Origin of the sequence: Actinomadura chibensis NBRC 106107 (assembly GCF_001552135.1) — a bacterium.
GTDB lineage: Bacteria > Actinomycetota > Actinomycetes > Streptosporangiales > Streptosporangiaceae > Spirillospora > Spirillospora chibensis.
On the sequence record NZ_BCQP01000096.1, the window covers coordinates 1 to 23,313 of the forward strand.

Annotated in this window: 25 protein-coding genes; 10 read left to right on the forward strand and 15 right to left on the reverse strand. The window is 71.6% G+C overall.

The genetic code is table 11. The features are described from left to right. Positions 1 to 509, forward strand: a 509-nt coding sequence (gene bioD / locus ACH01S_RS40575) for an ATP-dependent dethiobiotin synthetase BioD (protein WP_067905460.1), incomplete at its 5' end; no start/stop codon positions are given. A gap of 3 nt (positions 510 to 512) precedes the next feature. Next, the gene (gene bioB / locus ACH01S_RS40580) at positions 513 to 1,508 is read left to right on the forward strand and encodes a biotin synthase BioB (protein ID WP_067905462.1); all 996 of its coding nucleotides are present in this window, start codon (positions 513 to 515) and stop codon (positions 1,506 to 1,508) included. A 35-nt stretch (positions 1,509 to 1,543) separates the two neighbouring features. Here bioB and ACH01S_RS40585 read toward each other — a convergent pair whose 3' ends face one another. The 3 genes from ACH01S_RS40585 to ACH01S_RS40595 form a co-directional block, all read right to left on the reverse strand. Further along, positions 1,544 to 2,209 (reverse strand): Uma2 family endonuclease, encoded by a 666-nt coding sequence (locus tag ACH01S_RS40585; RefSeq protein WP_067905464.1) that lies wholly within the window; start codon positions 2,207 to 2,209, stop codon positions 1,544 to 1,546. 128 nt (positions 2,210 to 2,337) lie between these two features. Then, complete coding sequence (locus ACH01S_RS40590) at positions 2,338 to 3,066, reverse strand: GntR family transcriptional regulator (protein WP_067905497.1); 729 nt, start codon at positions 3,064 to 3,066, stop codon at positions 2,338 to 2,340. 112 nt (positions 3,067 to 3,178) lie between these two features. Beyond that, positions 3,179 to 4,345, reverse strand: coding sequence for an 8-amino-7-oxononanoate synthase (locus ACH01S_RS40595; RefSeq protein ID WP_148344364.1), 1,167 nt, complete (start codon positions 4,343 to 4,345; stop codon positions 3,179 to 3,181). Between the two features lie 85 nt (positions 4,346 to 4,430). On the opposite strand from ACH01S_RS40595, the gene ACH01S_RS40600 reads away from it, so the two are divergent. Beyond that, complete coding sequence (locus tag ACH01S_RS40600; protein ID WP_067905468.1) at positions 4,431 to 5,990, forward strand: sensor histidine kinase; 1,560 nt, start codon at positions 4,431 to 4,433, stop codon at positions 5,988 to 5,990. A 58-nt stretch (positions 5,991 to 6,048) separates the two neighbouring features. Here ACH01S_RS40600 and ACH01S_RS40605 read toward each other — a convergent pair whose 3' ends face one another. Beyond that, positions 6,049 to 6,312 carry a WhiB family transcriptional regulator gene (locus ACH01S_RS40605; RefSeq protein WP_067905470.1) on the reverse strand — a complete coding sequence of 88 codons (264 nt, stop codon included), beginning with the start codon at positions 6,310 to 6,312 and terminating at the stop codon, positions 6,049 to 6,051. 327 nt (positions 6,313 to 6,639) lie between these two features. Then, a complete protein-coding gene (locus ACH01S_RS40610) occupies positions 6,640 to 7,581 on the reverse strand; it encodes a diacylglycerol/lipid kinase family protein (protein WP_083981711.1) in 942 nt (313 codons plus the stop codon). Between the two features lie 88 nt (positions 7,582 to 7,669). Between ACH01S_RS40610 and ACH01S_RS40615 the strand changes: the two genes are divergently transcribed. Continuing rightward, positions 7,670 to 8,113 (forward strand): hypothetical protein, encoded by a 444-nt coding sequence (locus ACH01S_RS40615; protein ID WP_067905471.1) that lies wholly within the window; start codon positions 7,670 to 7,672, stop codon positions 8,111 to 8,113. Here ACH01S_RS40615 and ACH01S_RS40620 read toward each other — a convergent pair. Together ACH01S_RS40620 and ACH01S_RS40625 are read right to left on the reverse strand one after the other, a co-directional pair. Then, positions 8,097 to 8,855 carry an RNA polymerase sigma factor SigF gene (locus ACH01S_RS40620; protein WP_026401215.1) on the reverse strand — a complete coding sequence of 253 codons (759 nt, stop codon included), beginning with the start codon at positions 8,853 to 8,855 and terminating at the stop codon, positions 8,097 to 8,099. The genes ACH01S_RS40615 and ACH01S_RS40620 overlap by 17 nt on opposite strands. A gap of 50 nt (positions 8,856 to 8,905) precedes the next feature. Beyond that, positions 8,906 to 9,334 carry an ATP-binding protein gene (locus tag ACH01S_RS40625; protein ID WP_067905473.1) on the reverse strand — a complete coding sequence of 143 codons (429 nt, stop codon included), beginning with the start codon at positions 9,332 to 9,334 and terminating at the stop codon, positions 8,906 to 8,908. Between the two features lie 135 nt (positions 9,335 to 9,469). On the opposite strand from ACH01S_RS40625, the gene ACH01S_RS40630 reads away from it, so the two are divergent. Continuing rightward, a complete protein-coding gene (locus ACH01S_RS40630; protein ID WP_067905475.1) occupies positions 9,470 to 9,940 on the forward strand; it encodes a GNAT family N-acetyltransferase in 471 nt (156 codons plus the stop codon). Between the two features lie 22 nt (positions 9,941 to 9,962). On the opposite strand, the gene ACH01S_RS40635 is transcribed toward ACH01S_RS40630, so the two are convergent. Together ACH01S_RS40635 and sodN are read right to left on the reverse strand one after the other, a co-directional pair. Continuing rightward, positions 9,963 to 10,277, reverse strand: coding sequence for a hypothetical protein (locus ACH01S_RS40635; protein ID WP_067905477.1), 315 nt, complete (start codon positions 10,275 to 10,277; stop codon positions 9,963 to 9,965). A gap of 188 nt (positions 10,278 to 10,465) precedes the next feature. Continuing rightward, a complete protein-coding gene (sodN, locus tag ACH01S_RS40640) occupies positions 10,466 to 10,870 on the reverse strand; it encodes a superoxide dismutase, Ni (RefSeq protein ID WP_218010571.1) in 405 nt (134 codons plus the stop codon). Positions 10,871 to 11,057: 187 nt separating this feature from the next. Here sodN and ACH01S_RS40645 point away from each other — a divergent pair, with 187 nt between their 5' ends. Beyond that, entirely contained in the window at positions 11,058 to 11,516 is a 459-nt protein-coding gene (locus tag ACH01S_RS40645; protein ID WP_083981712.1) for a S24 family peptidase, read from the forward strand. On the opposite strand, the gene ACH01S_RS40650 is transcribed toward ACH01S_RS40645, so the two are convergent. Continuing rightward, positions 11,417 to 11,980 carry a CGNR zinc finger domain-containing protein gene (locus ACH01S_RS40650; protein ID WP_067905481.1) on the reverse strand — a complete coding sequence of 188 codons (564 nt, stop codon included), beginning with the start codon at positions 11,978 to 11,980 and terminating at the stop codon, positions 11,417 to 11,419. The genes ACH01S_RS40645 and ACH01S_RS40650 overlap by 100 nt on opposite strands. 146 nt (positions 11,981 to 12,126) lie before the next feature. Further along, the gene (locus ACH01S_RS40655) at positions 12,127 to 13,233 is read right to left on the reverse strand and encodes an NAD(P)-dependent malic enzyme (protein ID WP_169809444.1); all 1,107 of its coding nucleotides are present in this window, start codon (positions 13,231 to 13,233) and stop codon (positions 12,127 to 12,129) included. Positions 13,234 to 13,678: 445 nt separating this feature from the next. Here ACH01S_RS40655 and ACH01S_RS40660 point away from each other — a divergent pair, with 445 nt between their 5' ends. The 4 genes from ACH01S_RS40660 (at position 13,679) to ACH01S_RS40675 (ending at position 17,405) form a co-directional block, all read left to right on the forward strand. Next, positions 13,679 to 14,584 (forward strand): ABC transporter substrate-binding protein, encoded by a 906-nt coding sequence (locus ACH01S_RS40660; RefSeq protein ID WP_067905483.1) that lies wholly within the window; start codon positions 13,679 to 13,681, stop codon positions 14,582 to 14,584. 4 nt (positions 14,585 to 14,588) lie between these two features. After that, positions 14,589 to 15,500, forward strand: coding sequence for an amino acid ABC transporter permease (locus ACH01S_RS40665; RefSeq protein WP_067905485.1), 912 nt, complete (start codon positions 14,589 to 14,591; stop codon positions 15,498 to 15,500). Positions 15,501 to 15,604: 104 nt separating this feature from the next. Next, complete coding sequence (locus ACH01S_RS40670) at positions 15,605 to 16,357, forward strand: amino acid ABC transporter ATP-binding protein (protein WP_067905506.1); 753 nt, start codon at positions 15,605 to 15,607, stop codon at positions 16,355 to 16,357. A 79-nt stretch (positions 16,358 to 16,436) separates the two neighbouring features. Beyond that, positions 16,437 to 17,405: a zinc-binding dehydrogenase gene (locus tag ACH01S_RS40675; protein WP_067905487.1), complete on the forward strand. Its 969-nt coding sequence runs from the start codon at positions 16,437 to 16,439 to the stop codon at positions 17,403 to 17,405. A 42-nt stretch (positions 17,406 to 17,447) separates the two neighbouring features. On the opposite strand, the gene ACH01S_RS40680 is transcribed toward ACH01S_RS40675, so the two are convergent. The 4 genes from ACH01S_RS40680 to ACH01S_RS40695 form a co-directional block, all read right to left on the reverse strand. Beyond that, positions 17,448 to 18,176, reverse strand: coding sequence for a PadR family transcriptional regulator (locus ACH01S_RS40680; RefSeq protein WP_067905489.1), 729 nt, complete (start codon positions 18,174 to 18,176; stop codon positions 17,448 to 17,450). Positions 18,177 to 18,183: 7 nt separating this feature from the next. Next, on the reverse strand, positions 18,184 to 19,053 hold the full coding sequence (locus ACH01S_RS40685; protein WP_246236663.1) for a DUF4097 family beta strand repeat-containing protein: 870 nt from the start codon (positions 19,051 to 19,053) through the stop codon (positions 18,184 to 18,186). Positions 19,054 to 19,119: 66 nt separating this feature from the next. Next, positions 19,120 to 19,299, reverse strand: a complete 180-nt coding sequence (locus tag ACH01S_RS40690; protein ID WP_067905493.1) for a DUF6104 family protein — start codon at positions 19,297 to 19,299, stop codon at positions 19,120 to 19,122. 127 nt (positions 19,300 to 19,426) lie between these two features. Beyond that, complete coding sequence (locus ACH01S_RS40695; protein ID WP_067905495.1) at positions 19,427 to 23,152, reverse strand: multifunctional oxoglutarate decarboxylase/oxoglutarate dehydrogenase thiamine pyrophosphate-binding subunit/dihydrolipoyllysine-residue succinyltransferase subunit; 3,726 nt, start codon at positions 23,150 to 23,152, stop codon at positions 19,427 to 19,429. Between the last annotated feature and the right edge of the window lie 161 nt (positions 23,153 to 23,313).

A 23,313-nucleotide genomic window follows, 5' to 3' on the forward strand; every position in this document is an offset into this window, starting at 1 on the left:
CCCGCCGCGCCGGGACGCCGCCGGTGCGGCTGGCGGACGCGGCCGACCGCGTCCGGGCCCTGGCCGCGCCGGAGCACGCGGGGCCGGGCCCGCGGCTGGTGCTGGTGGAGGGGGCGGGCGGGCTGCTCGTCCGGTACGACGACGAGGGCGCCACGATCGCCGACCTGGCCCGCCGCCTCGACGCGGCCGTGGTCGTCGTGACGCGTCCCGGCCTCGGCACGCTCAACCACACGGCGCTGACCCTGGAGGCGATGGCGCACCGCGGCGTCCAGCTCGCGGGCGTGGTGATCGGCGCGTGGCCGGACGACCCCGACCTCGCCATGCGCAGCAACATCCGTGATCTGGAGACGATCGCGGCACGACCCCTGTCGGGCGCCCTGCCCGCGGGCGCGGGCGCGCTGGACCCGGCGGAGTTCCTCGTCGCCGCCCACCGCGGCCTCGCCCCCTCGTTCGGCGGCGCGTTCGACGCCGCGGCGTTCCGCGACGGCTACGGCCTGGACAAGGAGTAATCCGTGACCGACATCCTCGAAACCGCGCGCCGCCAGGTCCTCGACGAGGGCCGCGGCCTGTCCGCCGGGCAGGTGCTGGAGTGCCTGACCCTGCCGGACGACCGCGTCGGCGACCTGCTCGCGCTGGCCCACGACGTGCGGATGCGGCACTGCGGGCCGGAGGTCGAGGTGGAGGGCATCGTGTCGCTGAAGACCGGCGGCTGCCCGGAGGACTGCCACTTCTGCTCGCAGTCCGGCAAGTTCGAGTCGCCCGTCCGAGCGGTCTGGCTGAACATCCCCGAGCTGGTCGAGGCGGCGAAGGAGACGGCGAAGACCGGCGCGACGGAGTTCTGCATCGTCGCCGCCGTCCGCGGCCCGGACGAGCGCCTCATGTCCCAGGTCCGCGACGGCATCAAGGCGATCAACGACGCGGTGGAGATCAACATCGCGTGCTCGCTCGGCATGCTCACCCAGGACCAGGTGGACGAGCTGGCCGCGATGGGCGTCCACCGCTACAACCACAACCTGGAGACGGCCCGCTCCCACTTCCGCACGGTGGTCACCACCCACACCTGGGAGGAGCGCTGGGACACCCTCCGCATGGTGAAGGCCGCCGGGATGGAGGTGTGCTGCGGCGGCATCGTCGGCATGGGCGAGACGATCGAGCAGCGCGCCGAGTTCGCCGGCCAGCTCGCCGAACTGGAGCCCGACGAGGTCCCGCTGAACTTCCTGGCGCCGCGTCCCGGCACCCCGTTCGCCGACTTCCCGCTGGTCGAGGGCACGGAGGCGCTGAAGACGATCGCCGCGTTCCGGCTGGCCCTGCCCCGCACCATCCTGCGCTACGCGGGCGGCCGCGAACTCACCCTCGGCGACCTCGGCACCCGCGACGGCATGCTCGGCGGCATCAACGCCATCATCGTCGGCAACTACCTGACGACCCTCGGCCGCCCGCCCCAGCAGGACCTGGACCTCCTGACCGACCTCCAGATGCCCATCAAGGCCCTCTCCCAGACCCTCTAGCTCCCAGACCCTCTAGCCCAGACGGCCCGGACGGGTCACGCCCTCCACGGCTTCCACCCGGCGGTGTTGATCTCGATGTCGAACGGCTCGGGGAGGCGGACGGTCGCGCCGAACTCCCAGGACTCCTTGTGCAGGTACGCGCGGGAGCCGTGGTCGGGGATCGAGTAGAGGGTGGTGCTCGCGACCTTCGGGTCCCGGTCGATGAGCAGGTAGTAGGGGATGCCGACCAGCGCGTATCCCCACCACTTGGTCCGCCTTCGCGGACTCGCGTCCTTGACCGGCGGCCTGTCGTAGACCGCCTGGTTCTTCGACGTGACCTCCACCACCAGCTCGATCTCGTCCGGCCTGAGCTCGACCTCGTCGGCGGCTCCGGCGGCCTCGAAGACGCCGTCCTCCGCCACGATCAGGTCGGGGATGTAGCCCTGCTCGAAGCCCGCGAGGTTCAGCGTCATCACCTGCCGCGCGGTCCACGGATACGACGCGTCGGCGAACCTCGCCCTGTCTATCGCGCTGGAGACGCGGTGGATCATGTTGCCGTGGGCCACCGTGGGGGTGGGGGACACGACGATCTCTCCTCCGATGATCTCGGCCCGAGAACCCTCGGGGAGGTGGAGGAAGTCGTCGAGTTCACCGCTGGCCCACAGTGCGTAGGGCGTGTCTGGAAGTGCCGCCCGGTAGGACGGCAGCGTCTGGATGGTCACGTTCGGCGATCCTTCCCTCACGATCTGCTCCGGTCATCGTAGGGGAACATGTGTTCGGACCGTGCGCGAATCGTCACACTCAGTGTCTGGAGGCCGTGGCCGTGACCGTCGCGCACTCGCCTACCAGGCTAGCGGCGGAGGCGGGTGATGAACTTGTAGCGGTCGCCGCGGTAGAGGGACTGGGCCCATTCGACGGGCTGGCCGGTGGTGTCGAAGGCGTGGCGGGAGAGCAGGAGCATCGGGAGGCCGACGTCCACGCCGAGGAGCTGCGCGTCGTGCGGGGTGGCGAGGACGGTCTCGATCGTCTCCTCCGCCTCGGTCAGGTGGACGTCGTAGGCCGTGGCGAGCGTCTCGTACAGGGAGCGGTGCCGGGGCAGCTCGCGGCGCAGGCCGGGGAAGCGGCGGGCGGGCAGGTGGGAGGTGTCGATCGACATGGGCTCGCCGTCGGCGAGGCGGAGCCGGTGGACGCGCAGCACGCGCCCGCCCGGCCGGATGCAGAGCAGCGTGGCGAGGCGCTCGTCGGCGCTGACGTACCCGGCCTCCAGGATGCGGGTCTCGGGACGCAGCCCGTGGTGCCGCATGTCCTCGGTGTAGCTGACGAGCTGGAGCTCCTGCGACACCTTCGGCTTGGCGACGAACGTGCCCTTGCCCTGGATGCGCTGGAGACGCCCCTCGACGACGAGCTCGGCGAGCGCCTGCCGGACGGTCGTCCGGGACGTCTCGTACTTCTCGGCGAGGGTCCGCTCGGGCGGCAGCGGGCTGCCCGGGGGGAGCGACTGGATCAGCTCGACGAGGAGCTCTTTGAGCTTGTAGTACTTCGGGATGCGGGGCGCCTGGTTCGGGTGGCGCTTACCGATGTCGGCCAGTGAGGCCCGGTCGTATCCGTGTTCGAGTCCGCCCCCGTGCCGGGGCCCGCCCCTGACCTCCGTCACGGCATCTCCTCACGTTCATCACCGGTTTTCCCCGATGTTATGTGTGAAGACTACGGCCGGTAGAAGAGGCGACCTCCGCCAGGGCCGCGCCGAGCAGTGTGAGGTCGGCCTCGTCCAGTGTGGCGCGTGCGGTGAGGCGCAGGCACGCCCGCCCCTTCGGCACCGAGGGCGGGCGGAAGCAGCCGACGCGGAGCCCGTGCTCAGCGCAGATCTCCGCGGCCCGGACCGCGGCCCGCGGCTCGCCCAGGAAGACGGGGACGACGGCCGCCGCCGGGACGGCCGTCTCCAGGCCGGAACCGGCCGCGAGGTTTGAGATGCGATGCGCGGTTTCGCGGGCCCGGACGGGCGGCGCCGGGTCGGCTTCGAGGACGTCGAGCGCGGCGAGCGCGGCGCCCGCGGCGGGCGGGTTCAGCCCGGTGTCGAAGATGAACGAGCGGCCGGTGTCCACCAGGGTCTCGATCACCTCGGCCGGGCCGCACACCGCGCCGCCCTGCGCGGCGAGGGACTTCGACAGCGTGAGGGTGAGGACGACGTCCGGCTCGCCCGCGATCCCGGCGGCGTGCGCGGCGCCCCGGCCGTGGTCGCCGACGACGCCGAGCGCGTGCGCCTCGTCGATCACGAGCAGCGCGCCGTGCGCGCGGGCGGCCGCGTGCAGCTCCCGCAGCGGCGCGAGGTCGCCGTCCACGGAGAACACCGCGTCGGTGACGACGACCGCGTGGTCCTCGTCGCGCTCGGCGAGCGCCCGCGCGACGGCGGCGGCGTCCCGGTGCGGGACGATCGCCGTCCGCGCCCGCGACAGCCGGCACGCGTCCACCAGCGAGGCGTGGTTGACCTGGTCGGACACGACGAGCGTGCCCGGCCCGGCGAGCGCGGTGACCGCGCCGAGGTTGGCGAGGAAGCCGGAGGAGAACACGAGCCCGGCGGCGCTGCCGGTGAACGCGGCGAGCCGCCGGTCCAGCTCGGCGTGCAGCTCGGTCGTCCCGGTGACCAGGCGCGATCCGGTCGAGCCGGTGCCGAAGGCGCGGGCGGCGGCGACGGCGCCCTCGACCAGCCGGGGGTCGCCCGCGAGCCCGAGGTAGTCGTTGGACGCGAGGTCCACGAGCCCGCCGGGGCCGGCGGCCGGGCGGGGGCGCAGCGTCCGGCGCAGCCCGTCCGCGGCGCGCCGCGCGGTCGCGTCCCGAAGCCTCGCCAGCGGATCAGCCATCACCGTCATGCGCGGCATCCTGCCAGGTCGCGCGGCGGGCCCGGCAGCGGCCCCGGCACCAAACCCGATCGGCGATGATGGTGGCGTGCCTACCTTGACCGATCTTGTCCGCGACCAGAGCGACCTCTCCCAGGAGGACCTGGAGTGGCTGCAGGCGCTGGTGTCGGACTGGCAGCTCCTCGCCGACCTGTCGTTCGCCGACCTGCTGCTCTGGGTGCCGCTGCGGTCGGCGGACGCGCTGCCCGCGGGCCGCGGCGCCCGGGTCCCGGCGGCGGACGAGGCCGTCCCCGGCTGGATGGCGATCGCGCAGATGCGGCCGACGACCGGGCCGACCGCCTACCCGGAGGACCTCGTCGGCAAGGTCGTCCGGACGGGCCGCCGCGGCCTGATCGACGTGGCCTGGCGGGAGGGGCGGATCGTCCGGGAGGGCGACCCGGAGTGGGGGAGCGGCATCCCCGTCCGGGAGGAGTCGATCCCGGTGCGCCGCGGCGACAAGATCCTCGGGGTGATCCAGCGCAGCACGAACCTCAGCTCGGCGCGCACCCCGTCCCGGCTGGAGCTGACCTACCTGCAGAGCGCCAGCGACCTCGCGACGATGATCTGCGAGGGAACGTTCCCCGCGCCGGGCGAGGAGCCGAACATGGTCCGCTCGCCGCGGGTCGGCGACGGGCTCATGCGGCTGGACCGCTCGGGCCGCGTCACCTACGCCAGCCCGAACGCGCAGTCGGCGTACCGGCGGCTCGGCTACCCGGCCGACCTCGTCGGCGAGTCGCTCGGCCGGATCACCGCCGAGCTGTGCGACACCGGCGAGCCGATGGAGGAGGCGCTCAGCGTCGTGCTGTCCGGCCGCGCGCCCCGCGAGGTGGAGGTCGAGTCGCGCGGCTCGATCATGCAGCTCCGGACGATCCCGCTGGTCGTCGGCGGGACGCGGATCGGCGCCGTCGTGCTGTGCCGGGACGTGACGGAGCTGCGCTGGCGCGACCGCGAGCTGATGACCAAGGACGCCACCATCCGCGAGATCCACCACCGGGTGAAGAACAACCTGCAGACGGTGGCGGCGCTGCTGCGGCTCCAGGCGCGGCGGCTCCAGATCCCCGAGGGCCGGGCCGCGCTGGACGAGGCCGTCCGCCGGGTCGGGTCGATCGCGATCGTCCACGAGACCCTGTCGCACACCCCGGACGAGCTGATCGACTTCGACGACATCGCGGACCGGGTGATCGCGATGGCGGCGGAGGTGTCCACCCCGGAGACGAAGGTCACCCCGAAGCGGACGGGCAGCTTCGGCGTCCTGCCCGCGGAGATCGCGACGCCGCTGGCGATGGCGCTCACCGAGCTGCTGCAGAACGCCCTGGAGCACGGGCTGGCGAACCGGTTCGGCACGCTGGAGGTCGCCGCGCGGCGCCACGGCGAGGACGAGTCGCCGGCGGAGCGGCGCCTCGTCACGGTCGTCGCCGACGACGGGGTGGGTCTGCCCGGCGACTTCGACGTGGAGAGCAGCAACAGCCTCGGGCTGCAGATCGTCCGGACGCTGATCGTGGGGGAGTTGGGCGGCCGTCTCGATTTCCGTCCGCGTTCCGGCGGCGGTACGGAGGTCGTGGTGGACGTGCCCTTGGAGAACGGCCGGCCTCACCCGTCCAGGACCTGAGTGCCCGGGGGTGAGGCCGCCCGCGGGTGGTTTTCGGGAGGGCGGACGCGGGGCGGGGTCAGCGGCGGACGGCGCCGAGGGCGGCGCGGTGCGCGCGGGTGCGGCGCTTCAGGGCGCGGCGCTCGTCCTCGCCCATCCCGCCCCAGACGCCGGACTCCTGCCCGGACTCCAGCGCCCAGCGCAGGCACGCGTCGGTCACGTCGCAGCGGCGGCATACCTGCTTGGCCTCTTCGATCTGTAGAATCGCGGGCCCGGTGTTGCCGATCGGGAAGAACAGCTCGGGGTCCACGTCACGGCAGGCTGCGCGGTGGCGCCAGTCCATGCGGTCCACTCCTTCGTCGGGTGGTGGAGCGAGTCCACGCACTCTTGTGAACGGTTTCACATGTCGCGAACGCCCAGGTGGCGGTGAGCCAGGTCCAGGGGTTGATGTTCGGCGGCGCCGCGGTCAGGAGGCCGGCGGCGTCGGGGCCTCTTGCAAGCGGACGCACTTTGAGCGTGTCAAAGCGTCACGGGGCGACGCAAGACCTTTGAGAAAGGATTCTCAAAGTATGGGTGTCGCATGTGTCACATCCGCGGGTCGGCCGTGTTACTTGGCTCTCACCTGGGGTCGGACCCGTCCGCGAATGACCCGCCGTCTGCCGGTCGGTCGTCAGATCACGATACGGACGGCCTTCGGCACGGACCGGAACGTCACCTCGCGTTGCTCGCCGAGGTAGTCGCCGTCCAGTTGGAAGGCCATCGGGCGGTCCGCGGTCAGCGTGACCTCGGCCGCGTCGTGCACGTTGACGACGTGCCGGCCCTGGACGGGACGCGTCCGCGGGGTCAGCATCTGCGCCACCGCGGCCAGCGTCGGCACGACGTCCAGGGAACGCATCCCGAACACGTCGAGGCCGCGCGAGAAGTTCGCCATCGGACTCGGATTCACCGGCAGCCGCCCCATGAAAGTCCACGGCGCGGTATTGGAGATGAACGCGAGGAACAGGCCGCTTTTCGGAGGGCGGCCGGGTTGCCGCAAAGTGAGCGCCGGATGGCGCCGATCCATCCCGGTGAGCAAATGGCGGAGCGCCGTCGTGGCATAACGGGAGTTGTAGGCGGGGACGCCCGCCGCGCGCCGCCGCTCCACCTCCCGGACGACCTCCGCGTCGAGCCCGACGCCCGCGCAGAACGTGAAGTAGCGCTCGGTCCCGCCCGGATGGGACGCGGCGCCGAGCCCGATCGTGCGGTACCGGCCCGCGCGCAGCGCGTCGAGCACCGCCCGCGTCGCGCCGATCGGGTCGGACGGCATCCCGAGCGTCCGGACGAACACGTTCGTGCTCCCGGACGGCAGCACCGCGAGCGCGGGCAGGTCGGCGGACGGACCCTCCGCCAGCAGCCCGTTCACCGCCTCGTTCACGGTGCCGTCGCCGCCGAGGGTGATCACGACGTCGTAGCCCTCGACGGCGGCCCGCCGCGCCAGTTCGGTCGCGTGGCCGCGGTGCCCGGTCTCGGCGAGCACGAGGTCGAGGTCGCCGCTGAAGGCCCGCATCAGGATGTCGCGGGCCCGCCGGGAGGTGGAGGTCGCCTTGGGGTTGGCGATGAGCATGGCGCGCACGGCGCCAGGGTATCGATCGTTCCGCGTGCGTTCGCCCCGCGTTCGCCCCGGAAGCGGGCCGCGCGGCGGTGCGAGTAGGGTTTCAGACGTGTCGAAGCGTCCCATCACCGTGCTGGCCGCCGCCGCCCTGGAGGGCGCGGAGGGCGCCGCCGCCGTCGGTTTCGGCGTCTACACCGGCGTGGAGACGGCCACCGGCGCCGCCGTCGACCCGGCCAGCGCGATCGGGGTGACCGTGCTCGCCCTCGCCGGCGGGCTCGGCATGCTCGGCTGCGCCCGCGGCCTGCTGCGCGCCGACCAGTGGAGCCGGGCCCCCACGGTGCTGACCCAGCTCTTCGCGCTGCCGGTCGCGTGGTCGCTGTGGCAGAGCGACCGGCCCGCCATCGCGATCCCGATGGGCGTGGCCGCCGTCCTCGCGCTGGTCGCCGTGCTCAGCCCGCCCAGCACCGCCTGGCTGGTGCGCGACCGCGACGACGACCGGCGGGACGAGCACGACGGCGAGCACGACGACGAGGCCGCTACTCGTCCGCGGTGAGCCCCTCGCGGAGCTGGGCGAGCGTGCGGGCCAGCAGCCGGGACACGTGCATCTGGGAGATGCCGAGCTCGGCCGCGATCTGCGACTGGGTCATGTTGCCGAAGAACCGCAGCAGCAGGATCTTCTTCTCGCGCGCGGGCAGCTTCTCCAGCAGCGGCTTCAGCGACTCGCGGTACTCGACGCCCTCCAGCGACTCGTCCACCATGCCGAGCGAGTCGGCGACGGCGGGGGCGTCCTCGTCCCCGGAGTCGGGGGCGTCCAGCGACACGGTCGAGTAGGCGTTGGCGGACTCCAGGCCCTCCAGCACCTCCTCCTCGCTCATCTGCAGGTGCGCGGCCAGCTCGCTGACGGTCGGCGCGCGGCCCTCGCGCTGGGCGAGGTCGCTGATCGCCTTGGTCAGCGACAGCTTCAGCTCCTGCAGCCGGCGCGGCACGCGCACCGCCCAGCCCTTGTCGCGGAAGTGGCGCTTGATCTCGCCGACGATGGTGGGCGTCGCGTAGGTGGAGAACTCGACGCCGCGCTCCAGGTCGAACCGGTCGATCGACTTGATCAGCCCGATCGTGGCGACCTGGATGAGGTCGTCCAGCCACTCGCCGCGGTTGCGGAAGCGGCGGGCCAGGTACTCCACCAGCGGCAGGTGCAGCTCCACGAGCTGGTCGCGGATGCGCTGGCGCTCCGGGTCGCCCTCGGGGAGCTCGGCGAGGCGCTCGAACAGGGCGCGCGCCCGGGCGCGGTCCGGCACCGCGCTCTCGGACCGCTCGTTGCCCGCGCCGGCGATCGTCGTCTTCTCTGTCACGGGGCCCCCGCCGTACCGCGCCGCTTCTGCAGCGTCACGGTGACCCGGTCGTCGGCGCCGACCCGCGCGTCCACCTCGCCCGCCAGGGACGACAGGACCGTCCAGGCGAAGGTGTCGCGGCTCGGTTCGGCGCCGTCCACGGTGAGCACGGACACGGAGATGCGCATCGCGTCGCCGGTGAGCTCGAACTCGCAGACCAGGTCCGTGCCGGGCACGGCCTGGGCGAGCAGCATCGCGCACGCCTCGTCGACGGCGATGCGCAGATCCTCTATTTCGTCCAGCGTGAAGTCCAGCCTGGCGGCCAGGCCCGCGGTCGCCGTCCGCAGCACGGACAGGTAGGCGCTCGCGGCCGGCAGCTTCACCGTGACCACGTCGCGGACGGACAACTTCGTACTGGTCGGCATTGCAGCGGTTTCCTCGGTCACGTCACTCCCTCGCAGGATGGTCCCGCTGCTTCCGAAACTACCGCCTGGAAAGCCCACCCGGAGACACCGGCACGCGTGGCTTTCTCACCAATGTCCGCGAGAACGGGCCCGGAGGCCCTCGGCTAGCCTTCCGGTGTGATCCGAATCGCGACCCCGGACGACGTCCCCGCCCTCCTGCGGCTGATCCGCGAGCTGGCCGAGTACGAGCGCAGCCTGCACGAGGTGAAGGCCACCGAGGAGCAGCTCCGCGCGCGGCTCTTCGGGGACGACCCGAAGGTCTTCGCCCACGTCGCCGAGCACGAAGGCCGTGTCGCCGGGTTCGCGCTGTGGTTTTTGACCTTCTCCACATGGAACGGCACCCACGGCATCTACCTGGAGGACCTGTTCGTCGAACCGGAGGTCCGCGGCCACGGGTACGGCAAGGCCCTCCTCACCGAGCTGACCCGGATCGCGGACGAGCGGGGCTACGAGCGCGTCGAATGGTCCGTCCTCAACTGGAACGAGCCCGCGATCGGGTTCTACAGGGCGCTCGGCGCCCGCCCCCAGGACGAGTGGACGGTCTACCGCCTCACCGGCGACGCCCTCGCCAAGGCGGCCCGGAGCTAGCGACCGGCGTGGCTCCGCCGGGCTAGCGGCCGCGGCCGGAGCACACCGGGCAGGGCGCCTCGGTGTAGCTGCCGCCCGCGACGACGACGCCCGCGCCGAGGCAGTGCGGGCACAGCCCCGACCCGCGCACCGCCGGATGCTCCCACACGGCGGGAGGCCGCCCGCGCGGCTCCGCCCCGGGCGCGTCGCCGCGCTGCCGGCGCGGCCCGTCCTCGGCCTGCCCGCGGGCTCCGCCGACGACCTTGCGGCCGTCGCAGAACACGCACATCAACCGCAGCGGGCCGAGGCGCTGCTCGCCCGTCCCGCCGCACTCCGGGCATTCGATCTCGTCGCTCACACGCACCGCCACGTTCGCAGTCCGCCGGCCCGTCGGCCACCTAAGAAAAGAATGACCCGCCCGTGGCCTCCGGGCAACGCCCCGGGGTCACGGAGGTATCACGGACGCGCCCAGACACGGCTGAGAGTCGGCTGAAACACGGCTGAGGCCCGGCCCCCGGCGGGGTCGGGCCTCGGTGCGCGGGGCGGTCAGCCCTGCTTGGTCTCCCAGAAGATCTTGTCGATCTCCGCGATCTTGGCGAGCAGTTCGTCCGCGACCTTGACGTCCATGCTGGCCTTCGTGCCGCCACCGCCCCCGGCGAGCTTCGTGGCCTCGTTGAACAGCTGGTGGAGCTGCGGGTACTTCTCGAAGTGCGGCGGCTTGAAGTAGTCCGTCCACAGCACCCAGAGGTGCTCCTTGACGAGCTGGGAGCGCTGCTCCTTGATCAGGATGGCCCGGGCGCGGAACTCCGGGTCCTCGTTGGCCGCGTACTTCTCGCAGATCGCCTTGACCGAGTCGGCCTCGATCCGGGCCTGCGCCGGGTCGTAGACGCCACACGGCAGGTCGCAGTGCGCGGACACCGTGGTCTTCGGGCGCAGAAGCTTCAGCAACACCTGCGATTCCCTTCCCTCGTTGCGGATCATGCTCAGGTCACCGACATTACTCTTGTGGCCCTGGGCCCGTCCGGCCAGGGCACTCGGTAATTCGGCCTAAGACCCCGGCCGCGGCGCGGCCCGGAACCCCTTCCCAGCACTGTCATGACCGCCGCCCGGCGAAATATGCGGCGGGACGAGGAGGACCATGCGGATCCCGAGGCCCCGCCACCCCGAGCGCTGGCTGCTCGCCGGCGCGGCGGTGGCGGCGTTCGCGGCGGCGCGGCGGACGCTGGTCGCCGTCGAGGTGACGGGCGAGTCGATGCTGCCGGGGCTGTGCCCGGGGGACTGGCTGATCGTGCGGGCCGGGGCGCGTCCCGTGCCGGGGGACCTCGTGGTGGCGCTGCACCCCGAGCGCGGGCAGCCGCTGATCGTGAAGCGGGCGACGCACCGCTCGCGCGACGGGTGGTGGCTGGAGAGCGACAACCAGGCCGCGCCGGGCCGCCGCGACAGCTGGGACTTCGGCGCCGTGCCGGACGCGCTCGTCCTCGGCCCGGTCGTCGCGCGCTACTGGCCGCCGTCGCGCATGGGGACGATGACGCGCGACGGCTCCCGGTGGGACGCGGCGGTCACGCTCGGCCGCCCGGCGCAGCGCTCGGAGCAGTAGCGGCGCGTCCGGTTCGCGGTCGTGTCGATGAACACGCGCTCGCAGCCGTCCGCGCGGCAGACCCCGAGCCGGTCCGGGCCCTGCGCGGCGATCTTCGCGGCGAGGCCCATCGCGGCCCGCGCGGCGTAGCGGTCGGGCACCGAGCCCGCCTGGTTGAAGTGCAGGTGCCAGTCGGGGCCGTCGTGCCGCGCGAGCTGCGGGTGGACGGGATGGTGGATGAGCATCGTGTTGAGCCGGTCCACGGCGTCGTCGTCGTCCCCGCGCGCGGCGGCGGCGAAGATCGCGTGGAGCTGGGCGCGGAGCTCGCGCATGGCGTCGAGGTCGCGGTGCGCGACGCGGCCCGCGAGGTGGGGCCGGTGCGCGAGCAGGGCCCGCAAGCCGTCGAGATCGTGCAGGTCGTCCCCGTCGGGGCGGCGCGTGTTCACGAGATCGACGGCCAGGTCCGCATACGATGCGAGGTTCATAGGCGCTCCCGACCGACTCGACCCGCCTCGACCTGAATGGACGATTGGCTCCAATTCTTCCCCAACGGAGAGAATTACACGCATGTTCCACGGCCCGCATTCCGAAAGTGGAATGCGGGCCGTCCGGAATCCGCGAAGGTCCCTGATCAGATCCGGGCGACGCCCTCGGCCCGCGCCCGCGCGGCCACGGCGGCGGTGACCACCGGGGCGACCCGGTCGTCGAACGGGCCGGGGATCACGTAGTCGGGGTCCAGGTCGTCGCCGACGATGTCGGCCAGGGCGTTCGCCGCCGCCAGCTTCATGCCCTCGGTGATCGAGTGCGCGCGGACGTCCAGCGCGCCGCGGAAGATGCCCGGGAACGCCAGCACGTTGTTGATCTGGTTCGGGAAGTCGCTGCGCCCGGTCGCGACGACCCTGGCGTGCCGCCGCGCGACCTCCGGCTGCACCTCGGGCGTCGGGTTGGAGAGGGCGAACACGATCGCGTCCGCCGACATGGTGGCGACGCACGACTCGTGGACGGTGCTCCCGGACAGCCCGATGAACACGTCCGCGCCGCGCAGCGCCTCCTCCGTCGAGCCCTTCAGCAGCGACCGGTTGGTGATCGCGGCGATGCGCTCCTTGACCGGGTTCAGGCCGTCCCGGCCCGCGTAGATCAGGCCCTTGCTGTCGGACAGCGCGATGTCGCCGATCCCGGCCTCGATGAGGATCTTGGACACGGCGATGCCGGACGCGCCCGCCCCCGCGACGACCGCCCGCAGCTCCGACAGCGGCTTGCCGACGTACCGGGCGGCGTTCTTCAGCGCGGCGAGCACCACGATCGCGGTGCCGTGCTGGTCGTCGTGGAAGACGGGGATGTCGAGCGCTGCGCGCAGCCGGTCCTCGATCTCGAAGCAGCGGGGCGCGCTGATGTCCTCCAGGTTGATGCCGCCGAAGCTCGGCGCCATCCGGACGACGGTGTCGACGATCTCGTCCACGCCGGTGCAGCTCAGCGCGATCGGCACCGAGTCGACGCCGGCGAACTCCTTGAACAGCAGGGACTTGCCCTCCATGACCGGCATGGACGCGGCGGGCCCGATGTCGCCGAGCCCGAGCACGGCGGTGCCGTCGGTGACGACCGCGACGACCTTGGACGTCCACGTGTAGTCGTAGGCCAGCTCCGGGTTGTCGGCGATGGCGGTGCACACGCGGGCGACGCCCGGCGTGTAGGCGAGCGAGAGGTCGTCCTTGTCGCGGACGGGAATGGTGGAGCGCATCTCCAGCTTCCCGCCGCGGTGCAGCGGAAACGCCGGATCGTCCTCCAGTGGGGAAGGTTCGGTGGAAATGGGCTGAGCAGCCACAGCGACCCCTGTCAGTGAAAGTTGGCTCTCTCTTCGATGCCGCCGCGGTGGTGGTGGTCTGGTGGCCTGCCACCGGGTGGTCATCACGCGACGTACGGGGGTCACCCGTTGTCCGATTGTGTCATACCCACCCTTCCTTCCCCGTGGGGTGGGGGAGGTGGCGACGGTCACGTGACCATTGCCGCCGCGTGGCCGATCGGTTGCCGTCCGTGCGGGGCGGCCGGGCTCCGCGTACCGTCCCGGGGCCCGCTCGTTGCGTGATTGTTTCGGACCCTTTATCCAGATCAGGGAGGTTGTGCGCCAAGATGTGCACCTGACCTTCGGATCTACGCATCCGACGCAACCACCTGGAGGGGGACCAGTGATCAGCGGTTCTCTGCGCCGCCGCGCCCTCGCGGCTGGCGCGCTCGTGCTGACGGGCGCGCTCGCCCTGTCCGCATGTGGCGACGGCGACGACTCGGGCTCCGTCTCCCCGGCGTCGAGCACGAGCGCGGACAGCAAGCTCGCCGCCTTGGTCCCGGACGCGATCAAGAGCGATGGCAAGATCTCCGTCGGGGTGGACGCCTCGTACCCGCCGAACGAGTCCGTGGACCCGGGCTCGCAGAAGATCGTCGGCTGGGACGTCGACCTGTTCGACGCCGTCGCGGCGAAGCTCGGCCTGAAGACCGAGTACCACAACGCGGGCTTCGACACGATCATCCCCGGCGTCCAGTCGGGCAAGTACGAGGCGGGCGTCTCCTCCTTCACCGACACGAAGGAGCGCGAGCAGGCCGTCGACTTCGTCACCTACTACTCGGCCGGGACGGCGTGGGCGACGCTCAAGGGCAACCCGAAGGGCGTCAACCCGGACGACGCGTGCGGCAAGAGCATCGGCGTCCAACAGGGGACCGTGCAGGTCGACGACCTCAAGGCGCGCAGCAAGAAGTGCACCGACGCGGGCAAGCCGGCGATCAAGTCGGTCGTCCGCAAGCAGCAGACCGAGGTCAACAACGACCTGGTGGCGGGCAAGGTGGACGCGATGGCCGCCGACTCCCCGATCGTCGGCGACGCGGTCAAGAAGACCGGCAAGCTGGAGATCATCGGGCAGGTCTACGACACGGCGCCCTACGGCTACACGCTCGGCAAGAACTCCGGGCAGTTCAAGGAGGCCGTGCTCGGCGCGCTGAAGGCGCTCATCGCCGACGGCACGTACAAGAAGATCCTCACCGACAACGGTGTGGAGAGCGGCGCGATCACCGAGCCGGCGCTCAACGCCGCGCAGAGCTGATCGCATGACGGCCGACGACGACGTCGAGAAGGGGCGGCCCGAAGCGATCCGGGCCGTCCCGGTGCGGCATCCGGGACGGTGGGTGGCGGCGGCGGTCGTGCTCGTGCTCGTCGCGATGTTCGTCCACTTCCTGCTGACCAGCGACGCGCTGGACTGGGCCGAGCAGCGCAAGTACGTCACGTCCACGGCGGTGCTCAAGGGCGTCCGGAACACGATCCTGCTGACCATCGCCGCGATGGTCGGCGGCATGGTGCTCGGCACGATCCTCGCCCTGATGCGGCTGTCGGCGAACCCCCTGCTGAGCGGCGCGTCCTGGTTCTACCTGTGGTTCTTCCGCGGCACGCCGCTCTACACCCAGCTGCTCATCTGGGGCGCGATCGGCACGCTGTTCCCGACCGTCGGGATCGGCATCCCGTTCGGGCCCGAGTTCGAGACGTGGAAGACGCAGGAGCTCGTCACGCCGATGCTCGCGGCGGGGCTCGGGCTGATCCTCAACGAGGCCGCCTACATGGCGGAGATCATCAGGGCCGGGATCCTGTCGGTGGACGAGGGCCAGCAGGAGGCGGCGAGCGCGCTCGGCATGTCCAGGTCCCAGACCATGGGCCGGATCGTGCTGCCGCAGGCGATGCGCGTGATCGTCCCGCCGACCGGCAACGAGGTGCTCTCGATGATGAAGAACACCTCGCTGGTCGCGGCCGTCCCGTTCTCGGAGCTGACCTTCACCGCGCAGACCATCTACGCCAGCACCTACAAGATCATTCCGATGCTGGTGATGGCGTGCCTCTGGTACCTGCTGCTGTCCTCCATCCTGATGGTGGGCCAGCATTACCTTGAGCGCCACTTCAGCCGCGGCGTCGGGCGCGGTACCGAGGCGGGGCTGCGGCTCCGGTTCCGCGGCGGAGGCGGTGGCCAGTGAGCGGAGGTGACACCGTGGGCGACGGCGGCGTGGGCGACGGCGGCGCGGGCGACGGCGGCGTGGGGCTGTCCAAGGAGCCGCCCGCCGCCGAGAGCGGCGGCCTGATGGTCAGGGCCGAGCGGGTGCACAAGTCGTTCGGCCGCCTTGAGGTGCTGAAGGGCATCGACCTTGAGGTGCGGCAGGGCGAGGTGATGTGCGTCGTCGGGCCGTCCGGGTCCGGCAAGTCCACGTTCCTGCGCTGCATCAACCACCTGGAGAAGATCAACGCCGGGCGGCTGTGGGTGAACGGCCACCTGGTCGGCTACCGGCAGCAGGGCGGCAAGCTCCACGAGCTGCGCGACCGGGAGGTCGCCGCGCAGCGCCGCGAGATCGGCATGGTCTTCCAGCGGTTCAACCTCTTCCCCCACAAGACCGTCCTGGAGAACGTCATGGGCGCTCCGGTGTGGGTGAAGAAGCAGCCGAAGGACCAGGTCAGGCAGCGGGCCCTCGCGCTGCTCGACCGGGTGGGGCTCGCCGACAAGCCGCAGAGCTACCCCTCGCAGCTGTCCGGCGGGCAGCAGCAGCGGGTCGCGATCGCGCGGGCGCTCGCGATGGAGCCCGCGCTGATGCTGTTCGACGAGCCGACCTCCGCGCTCGACCCGGAGCTCGTCGGCGAGGTGCTGGAGGTCATGAAGCAGCTCGCGCTGGACGGCATGACCATGATCGTGGTGACGCACGAGATGGGCTTCGCCCGCGAGGTCGGCGACTCGCTGGTCTTCATGGACGACGGCGTCGTCGTCGAGACGGGCACGCCCCGCGAGGTGCTCGCCAACCCGCAGCACCAGCGCACCCGGGACTTCCTCTCCAAGGTCCTCTGACCCGTGGGCGTATCGCGGCCCGTCCCTCACCCGGGGGGCGGGCCGCGATCGTCCAGAACGAAGGGTTAGTGTGCGTCCCATGTTCGCTGTCACGGCCACACAGATCGACGCAGACAATCCGCTCAACGGGCTGACGGTGGGGGAGCGCCCCGAGCCCGACGTCCCGGACGGCTGGACGACCGTCACGGTCAAGGCCGCCGCGCTCAACCACCACGACCTGTGGTCGCTGAAGGGCGTCGGGCTGCCCGCCGACCGGCTCCCGATGATCCTCGGCTGCGACGCCGCCGGACTGGACGAGGACGGCAACGAGGTCATCGTCCACTCCGTGGTCGGCGACCCGGACCGGGGCGGCGGCGACGAGACCCTCGACCCGAAGCGGTCCCTGCTGTCGGAGGTCCACCCGGGGACGCTCGCGGAGAAGGTCGCGGTGCCGCGGCGCAACCTCGTCCCGAAGCCCGCCGAGCTGTCGTTCGAGGAGGCCGCCTGCCTGCCGACCGCCTGGCTCACCGCCTACCGGATGCTGTTCGGCAAGTCCGGGCTCGAACCCGGCGGGTCCGTGCTCGTGCAGGGCGCGGGCGGCGGCGTCGCGACCGCCGCGATCTCGCTCGCGTCGGCCGCCGGGTACCGGGTCTACGCCACGAGCCGCAGCGAGGCCAAGCGCAAGCGGGCCCGGGAGCTCGGCGCGGATGCCGTGTTCGAGACGGGCGCGCGGCTGCCCGAGCGGGTGGACGCCGTCATCGAGACGGTCGGCCAGGCGACCTGGTCGCACTCGCTGAAGTCGCTGCGCCCCGGCGGGCGGGTCGTCGTGTCCGGCGCCACCAGCGGCGCCGTGCCCCCGGCCGACCTCAACCGGGTGTTCTTCCTGCAGCTCCAGGTCGTCGGGTCGACGATGGGGACGCGCGGGCAGCTGGAGCGGCTCGCCCGGTTCCTCGTGAAGACCGGCGTCCGGCCGCAGATCGACCGGACGCTCCCGCTCAGCGAGGCGCGCGCGGGATTCGAGGCGATGGCCGAGGGCGACCTGTTCGGCAAGATCGTCTTCACGCCCTGACGGCGCGGCGGGGGTCGCGGGTCACCGCGGCCCCCCTCGGGGTCAGCGGTCGTCGCGGCGCCGGAAGACCTCGGCCTTCAGGCGCTCCCTGGCCTCCTCCAGGAGGGCCTGCGCGGCGGCGAGGTCGTCGTCGTCCAGGTCGGACGCCTTCGCGGCCTTGCGGACGTCCTCGACGAAGCGGCGGAGCAGGCGCTCCAGCTTGAGGCGGGCGACGTCCTCGTGGGTGCCGGTCGCCGTCTTCCAGGCGTCCTCCCAGTTCTGCCGCCACTCCTCCTTCCACGCCTGCTTCTGCTCGCGCCAGTACTCCTTCTGGCGCTTCCACTCCTCCTTCTGCCGCTCGGTCGTCTCCTTCCACGCGTCCTTGGAGGTGGCCTTGCCCTGGTCGCGCATCGTCCGGGCGGCCTGGGTCAGCTCCTCGCGCAGCGTCCGGACGGTCTGCCGCACGTCCTCCTGCACGCCGCGCGCGAACTCCTGCGCCGAGGCGGAGATCTCCTCCTCCAGCTCGGCCAGCTCGTCCATCCGGCGCTCCAGCTCCTCGCGGCCCTTGTCGGTCAATGAGTAGACCTTCTTGCCCTTGACCACCTCGTGGGTGACGAGGCCCTCCGACTCCAGCCGGGCGAGCCGCGGGTAGATCGTGCCGGGGGACGGCGAGTACACCCCGAGGAAGCGGTCCTGCAGCAGCCGGATCACCTCATAGCCGTGCCGCGGGCTCTCCTCCAGCAGCTTCAGCAGGTACAGCCGAAGGCGACCGTGGCCGAAAACAGGGCTCACGTGGTCCTCACTTCTCCATCCGGGGTGTGGTGATCTCCGGGGCGTCGTCGGCGCGGCCGAGCAGCGTGATCGCGCCCGACACGGTGTTGACCGACAGCCGGCCCGAGCCGTCGCCGATCTCGCCGGACCGGGTACGCGCGACGAGCCCCTCCTGCTCCTCCAGCGCGGCGAAGGACGTCTCGATCCGCCCGGCGGCCGAGTTCAGCGTGACCCGCGCGCCCGCCGACTCCTGCACGCGCAGCGCCACCTCGCCGGACACCGTGTTGACGTCGACCTTCCCGCCCGCGCCGAGCGCGACGTCGGCGGCGAGGCGGCCGCTGACCGAGCGGGCCGCGAGCCGGTCGAGCGAGCCGCCCGCGAGGGACAGGTCGCCGGACACCGAGGTGAACGAGACCGTCCCGTCCAGGCCCTGCGCCTCGACCTCGCCGGACACCGTGTTGGCGTCGATCGCGCCCGCCACCCCGTCGAGCGTCACGTCGCCGGACGCGCTCTTGATGGACGTCCGCGCCGTCATGCCCGCCACGACCGCGTCCGCCGAGACGAGGTTCAGCGTGACCGGGCAGTCGCGCGGGACGGTCACCGTCACCGTCGCGCGGCACCGCTGCGTGCGCAGCCAGCTCAGCACGCCCTCCCACAGCCGCTCGTGGGTGATCGTCAGCATGCCCGCGTCGTGCGTGACCACCAGCGGCGGGCCCTCAACGTCGCCGACCATGATGGACGGGCGCTCGTCGGAGGCGAGCACCGACACGCTGCCCGCGATCAGCGTCGCCCGCAGCGCGACCACGCCGTCGAAGTCGAGGGTGGTCGGTTCGTCGATCGTCCAGCGCGACATCGCGGTCTGCCCTTCGTCCAGCGTCGTCCAGCATCCAGTAAACACGATATGTCGCGTCTTGCGGATGTCAAGATGTATCGCGTTCCCGGAGGGACCCGGCCCCGGTCCCCGCTATTCGTCCTCGTCGTCGTCCAGGCGGGCCAGCCAGGTGGCGAGGCGGTCCACGGACGTCTCGAACTCGGGGTTCAGGTCGACGAACTCGCGCAGCCGCTCCGCCAGCCAGGAGAGGCTGACCTCCTCCGCGCCGCGCCGGTCCGTCAGCTCCTCGATGCCCCGATCGGTGAAGTACATCGTCTGGTTTCCCTCTTCGTCCGGTCCTCGGGTCGGGACGCCGAGGGCCCCGGCGCGCCGCGCCGGAGCCCTCGGACCGTCTTGTGTCTCTTCTGGGGGACGCTCCCCAGACCCCGGAGGGAGGGGGCTAGCCCTGCTCGAACAGCCGGGCGAGCAGCGCCTCCTGCTCGGCCTGGTGCAGCTTGGCCGACCCCACGGCGGGGGAGGAGGACGCCGGGCGCGACACCCGCGACATCCGCAGCCCCTCGATGTGGTGCGGCAGCTTCAGCGCCATGAACGGCCAGGCGCCCATGTTGGCGGGCTCGTCCTGCACCCAGACGACCTCCGCGCCCTCGGGGTACTTGGCCAGCTCGGCCTTGATCTCGTCCACCGGCGGCGGGTAGAGCCGCTCGATCCGGACGATCGCGGTGTCGGTCGCGCCGTGGTCGTCGCGGGCCTTGGCCACGTCGTAGTAGATCTTGCCGGTGGTGAGCAGCACCCGCCGCACGCCCGCCGGGTCGATCTCCGGGTTGGCGTCCGGGATCACCGGCTGGAACGCGCCGCCGGTGATCTGCGCGACCGGCGACGCCGCCGCCTTCAGCCGCAGCAGCGACTTCGGCGTGAACACCACCAGCGGCTTGTTGCGGCCCGACAGCACCTGCCAGCGCAGCAGGTGGAAGTAGTTCGCCGGGGTCGTCGGGTAGACGACGGTCATGTTGTCCTGCGCGCACAGCTGCAGGTAGCGCTCGATCCGCGCGGACGAGTGGTCGGGCCCCTGGCCCTCGTAGCCGTGCGGCAGCAGCAGCACGACGCTGGAGTGCTGGCCCCACTTCTGCTCGCCCGACGAGATGTACTCGTCCATGATCGACTGGGCGCCGTTGGCGAAGTCGCCGAACTGGGCCTCCCAGCAGACCAGCGCGTCCGGACGGGTCATCGAGTAGCCGTACTCGAAGCCCATCGCGGCGTACTCGCTGAGCAGCGAGTCGTGCACGTAGAACTTCGACACGCCCTGCCCGAACTGCTTGAGCGGGGTGTACTCCTCGCCGGTCTTGCGGTCGACCAGGACGGCGTGCCGCTGCCCGAACGTGCCGCGCCGGGTGTCCTGCCCGACGAGCCGGACCGGGTGGCCGTCGATCAGCAGCGAGCCCATCGCCAGCAGCTCGCCGGTCGCCCAGTCGATCGCGTCGTCCTCGATCATCTGCGCGCGGCGCTGCAGGATCGGCTGGAGCCGCGGGTGCGGGGTGAACCCCTCGGGCAGGCTGACCTGCGTCTCGATGATCCGCTTGACGGTCTCCTGCGGGATCGCCGACCCGGCCTTGCCGTGGTCGATCGGGATGCTCTCCTCGATGTCGGGCTTGACCACCGAGCCCGGCTCCAGCGGCTTCTTCACCGCCTCGCGGGTCTCGGTGAACGCCCGCTCCAGCTGCTCCTGGTAGTCCCGGAGGGCCTGCTCGGCCTCCTCGACCGTGATGTCGCCGCGCCCGATCAGGGCCTCGGTGTAGAGCTTGCGCACCGACCGCTTGGCGTCGATCAGGTCGTACATCAGCGGCTGGGTGAACGAGGGGTTCTCGCCCTCGTTGTGGCCGCGCCGCCGGTAGCAGACCATGTCGATGACGACGTCCTTCTTGAACGTCTGCCGGTACTCGAACGCCAGCCGCGCCACCCGCGCGCACGCCTCCGGGTCGTCGCCGTTGACGTGGAAGATCGGCGCCTGGATCATCCGGGCCACGTCGGTGGAGTACACGCTGGAGCGCGAGTACTCCGGCGCGGTGGTGAACCCGACCTGGTTGTTGATGATCACGTGGACGGTGCCGCCGGTGCGGTAGCCGCGCAGCTGCGACAGGTTCAGCGTCTCGGCCACCACGCCCTGCCCGGCGAACGCCGCGTCGCCGTGGATCAGGATCGGCAGCACGCTGAACCCGGCCTCGCCGACGTCCAGGAGGTCCTGCTTGGCGCGGACGACGCCCTCCAGCACCGGATCGACCGTCTCCAGGTGGGAGGGGTTGGCGACCAGCTCGGTGTGGATCTTGGAGCCGTCGTCGGCGACGAAGTCGCCGGACGCGCCCAGGTGGTACTTCACGTCGCCCGAGCCCTGCGCGCTGCGCGGGTCGAGGTTGCCCTCGAACTCGCCGAAGATCTGCCCGTAGGACTTGCCGACGATGTTGGCCAGGACGTTCAGCCGGCCGCGGTGGGCCATGCCGATCACGACCTCGTCCAGGCTCTCCTTGGCCGCGGCCGAGATCACCGAGTCCAGCAGCGGTATGACCGACTCGCCGCCCTCCAGCGAGAACCGCTTCTGCCCGACGAACTTGGTCTGCAGGAACGTCTCGAACGCCTCGGCGCTGTTCAGCCGCCGCAGCACGTGGAGCTGCTCCTCGCGCGACGGCTTCTCGTGCGGGACCTCCACGCGCTCCTGGATCCAGGCGCGCTCCTCCGGGTCCTGCATGTGCATGTACTCGATGCCGACCGTCCGGCAGTAGGCCATGCGCAGCACGCCGAGGATGTCGCGCAGCTTCATCGTCGGCTTGCCGCCGAACCCGCCCGTCGCGAACTCGCGCTCCAGGTCCCACAGGGTCAGGCCGTGCTTGAGGATGTCCAGGTCGGGGTGGCGGCGCTGCTTGTACTCCAGCGGGTCGGTGTCGGCCATCAGGTGGCCCCGGACCCGGTAGGCGTGGATCAGCTCGTGGACGCGCGCGACCTTGGCCACGTCGTCCTCGTGGGTGGCCGAGATGTCCTTCACCCAGCGGACCGGCTCGTACGGGATCCGCAGCGCCTCGAAGATCTCGTCGTAGAAGCCGTCCGCGCCGAGCAGCAGCTCGTGGATGCGGCGCAGGAAGTCGCCCGACTGCGCGCCCTGGATGATCCGGTGGTCGTAGGTGGAGGTCAGCGTCATCACCTTGCTGATCCCCATGCGCGACAGGGTGTCGCTGGACGCCCCCGCGAACTCGGCCGGGTACTCCATCGCGCCGACGCCGATGATCGTCCCCTGGCCCGGCATCAGCCGCGGCACCGAGTGGACGGTGCCGATCGTGCCCGGGTTCGTCAGGCTGATCGTCGTGCCCTGGAAGTCCTCCAGGGTCAGCTTGCCGCCGCGCGCCTTGCGGACGATCTCCTCATAGGCCGCCCAGAACTGGCGGAAGTCCAGCGTCTCGGCCGCCTTCACCGAAGGCACCACGAGCTGCCGCGTCCCGTCGCTCTTCTGCAGGTCGATCGCCAACCCGAAGTTCACGTGCTCCGGCCTGATCAGCACCGGCTTGCCGTCCACCTCGGTGAACGCCGCGTTCATCTCCGGCATCGCCGCGAGCGCCTTGACGATCGCGTAGCCGATCAGATGCGTGAACGAGACCTTGCCGCCCCGCCCGCGCTTCAGATGGTTGTTGATCACGATGCGGTTGTCGATCAGCAGCTTCGCCGGGACGGCGCGCACGCTCGTCGCCGTCGGCACCCCGAGGCTGGCCTCCATGTTGGCGGCCGTCCGCGCCGCGACACCGCGCAACCGGACCTCCTCCGCGCCCGCCGGGACCGGCGGCGGCGCGGGCTTCCGCTCCTGCTTGTCCGCCTGCTTGCCCGCCTTGGGCTCACCCTTCGCGGGCGCCTTCGGCGGCTTCACCGGGGCCTGCGGTGTCGGCGGAGCGGCCGCGCTGCCGTTCGCGGCCGTCCCGGTCGCACGGTCGGCACTGGCCTGGGGGGACGCCGGAGTCACGGACGACGGCCGGCTGTCCGGCTGGTAGTCCGCGAAAAAGTTCCACCAGGCCTCGTCAACGGAGTTCGGGTCTTCGAGGTACTTCTGGTACAGCTCGTCGACCAGCCACTCGTTGGCGCCGAAATCGGTCATGTTCGGGTCGGCACTAGTTTGCGACGACTCTGTCGACACGGCGGAGATCGCCCTCTTCCGCAGCTCGCAGGTGAGTTCTGAGACGAATCAAGGCTACTGCAGTGTTGGCCCAGGGGGGCGACCCCCTGGAACCCCCGTCACGCGCGCGGGGCGCGTTCGACTCGACGCTGGCGCGTCTCCTCGAACACGCCGCGCGCGCG

What these genes read in the sequence shown, in the direction of transcription:
- ACH01S_RS40595 (WP_148344364.1), bottom strand. Translation starts at nt 4,345, where the DNA reads ATGGCTGATCCGCTGGCGAGGCTTCGGGACGCGACCGCGCGGCGCGCC.
- ACH01S_RS40605 (WP_067905470.1), bottom strand. Translation starts at nt 6,312, where the DNA reads ATGGACTGGCGCCACCGCGCAGCCTGCCGTGACGTGGACCCCGAGCTG.
- ACH01S_RS40645 (WP_083981712.1), top strand. Translation starts at nt 11,058, where the DNA reads ATGCGGATCCCGAGGCCCCGCCACCCCGAGCGCTGGCTGCTCGCCGGC.
- ACH01S_RS40650 (WP_067905481.1), bottom strand. Translation starts at nt 11,980, where the DNA reads ATGAACCTCGCATCGTATGCGGACCTGGCCGTCGATCTCGTGAACACG.
- ACH01S_RS40655 (WP_169809444.1), bottom strand. Translation starts at nt 13,233, where the DNA reads ATGCGCTCCACCATTCCCGTCCGCGACAAGGACGACCTCTCGCTCGCC.
- ACH01S_RS40665 (WP_067905485.1), top strand. Translation starts at nt 14,589, where the DNA reads ATGACGGCCGACGACGACGTCGAGAAGGGGCGGCCCGAAGCGATCCGG.
- ACH01S_RS40670 (WP_067905506.1), top strand. Translation starts at nt 15,605, where the DNA reads ATGGTCAGGGCCGAGCGGGTGCACAAGTCGTTCGGCCGCCTTGAGGTG.
- ACH01S_RS40675 (WP_067905487.1), top strand. Translation starts at nt 16,437, where the DNA reads ATGTTCGCTGTCACGGCCACACAGATCGACGCAGACAATCCGCTCAAC.
- ACH01S_RS40690 (WP_067905493.1), bottom strand. Translation starts at nt 19,299, where the DNA reads ATGTACTTCACCGATCGGGGCATCGAGGAGCTGACGGACCGGCGCGGC.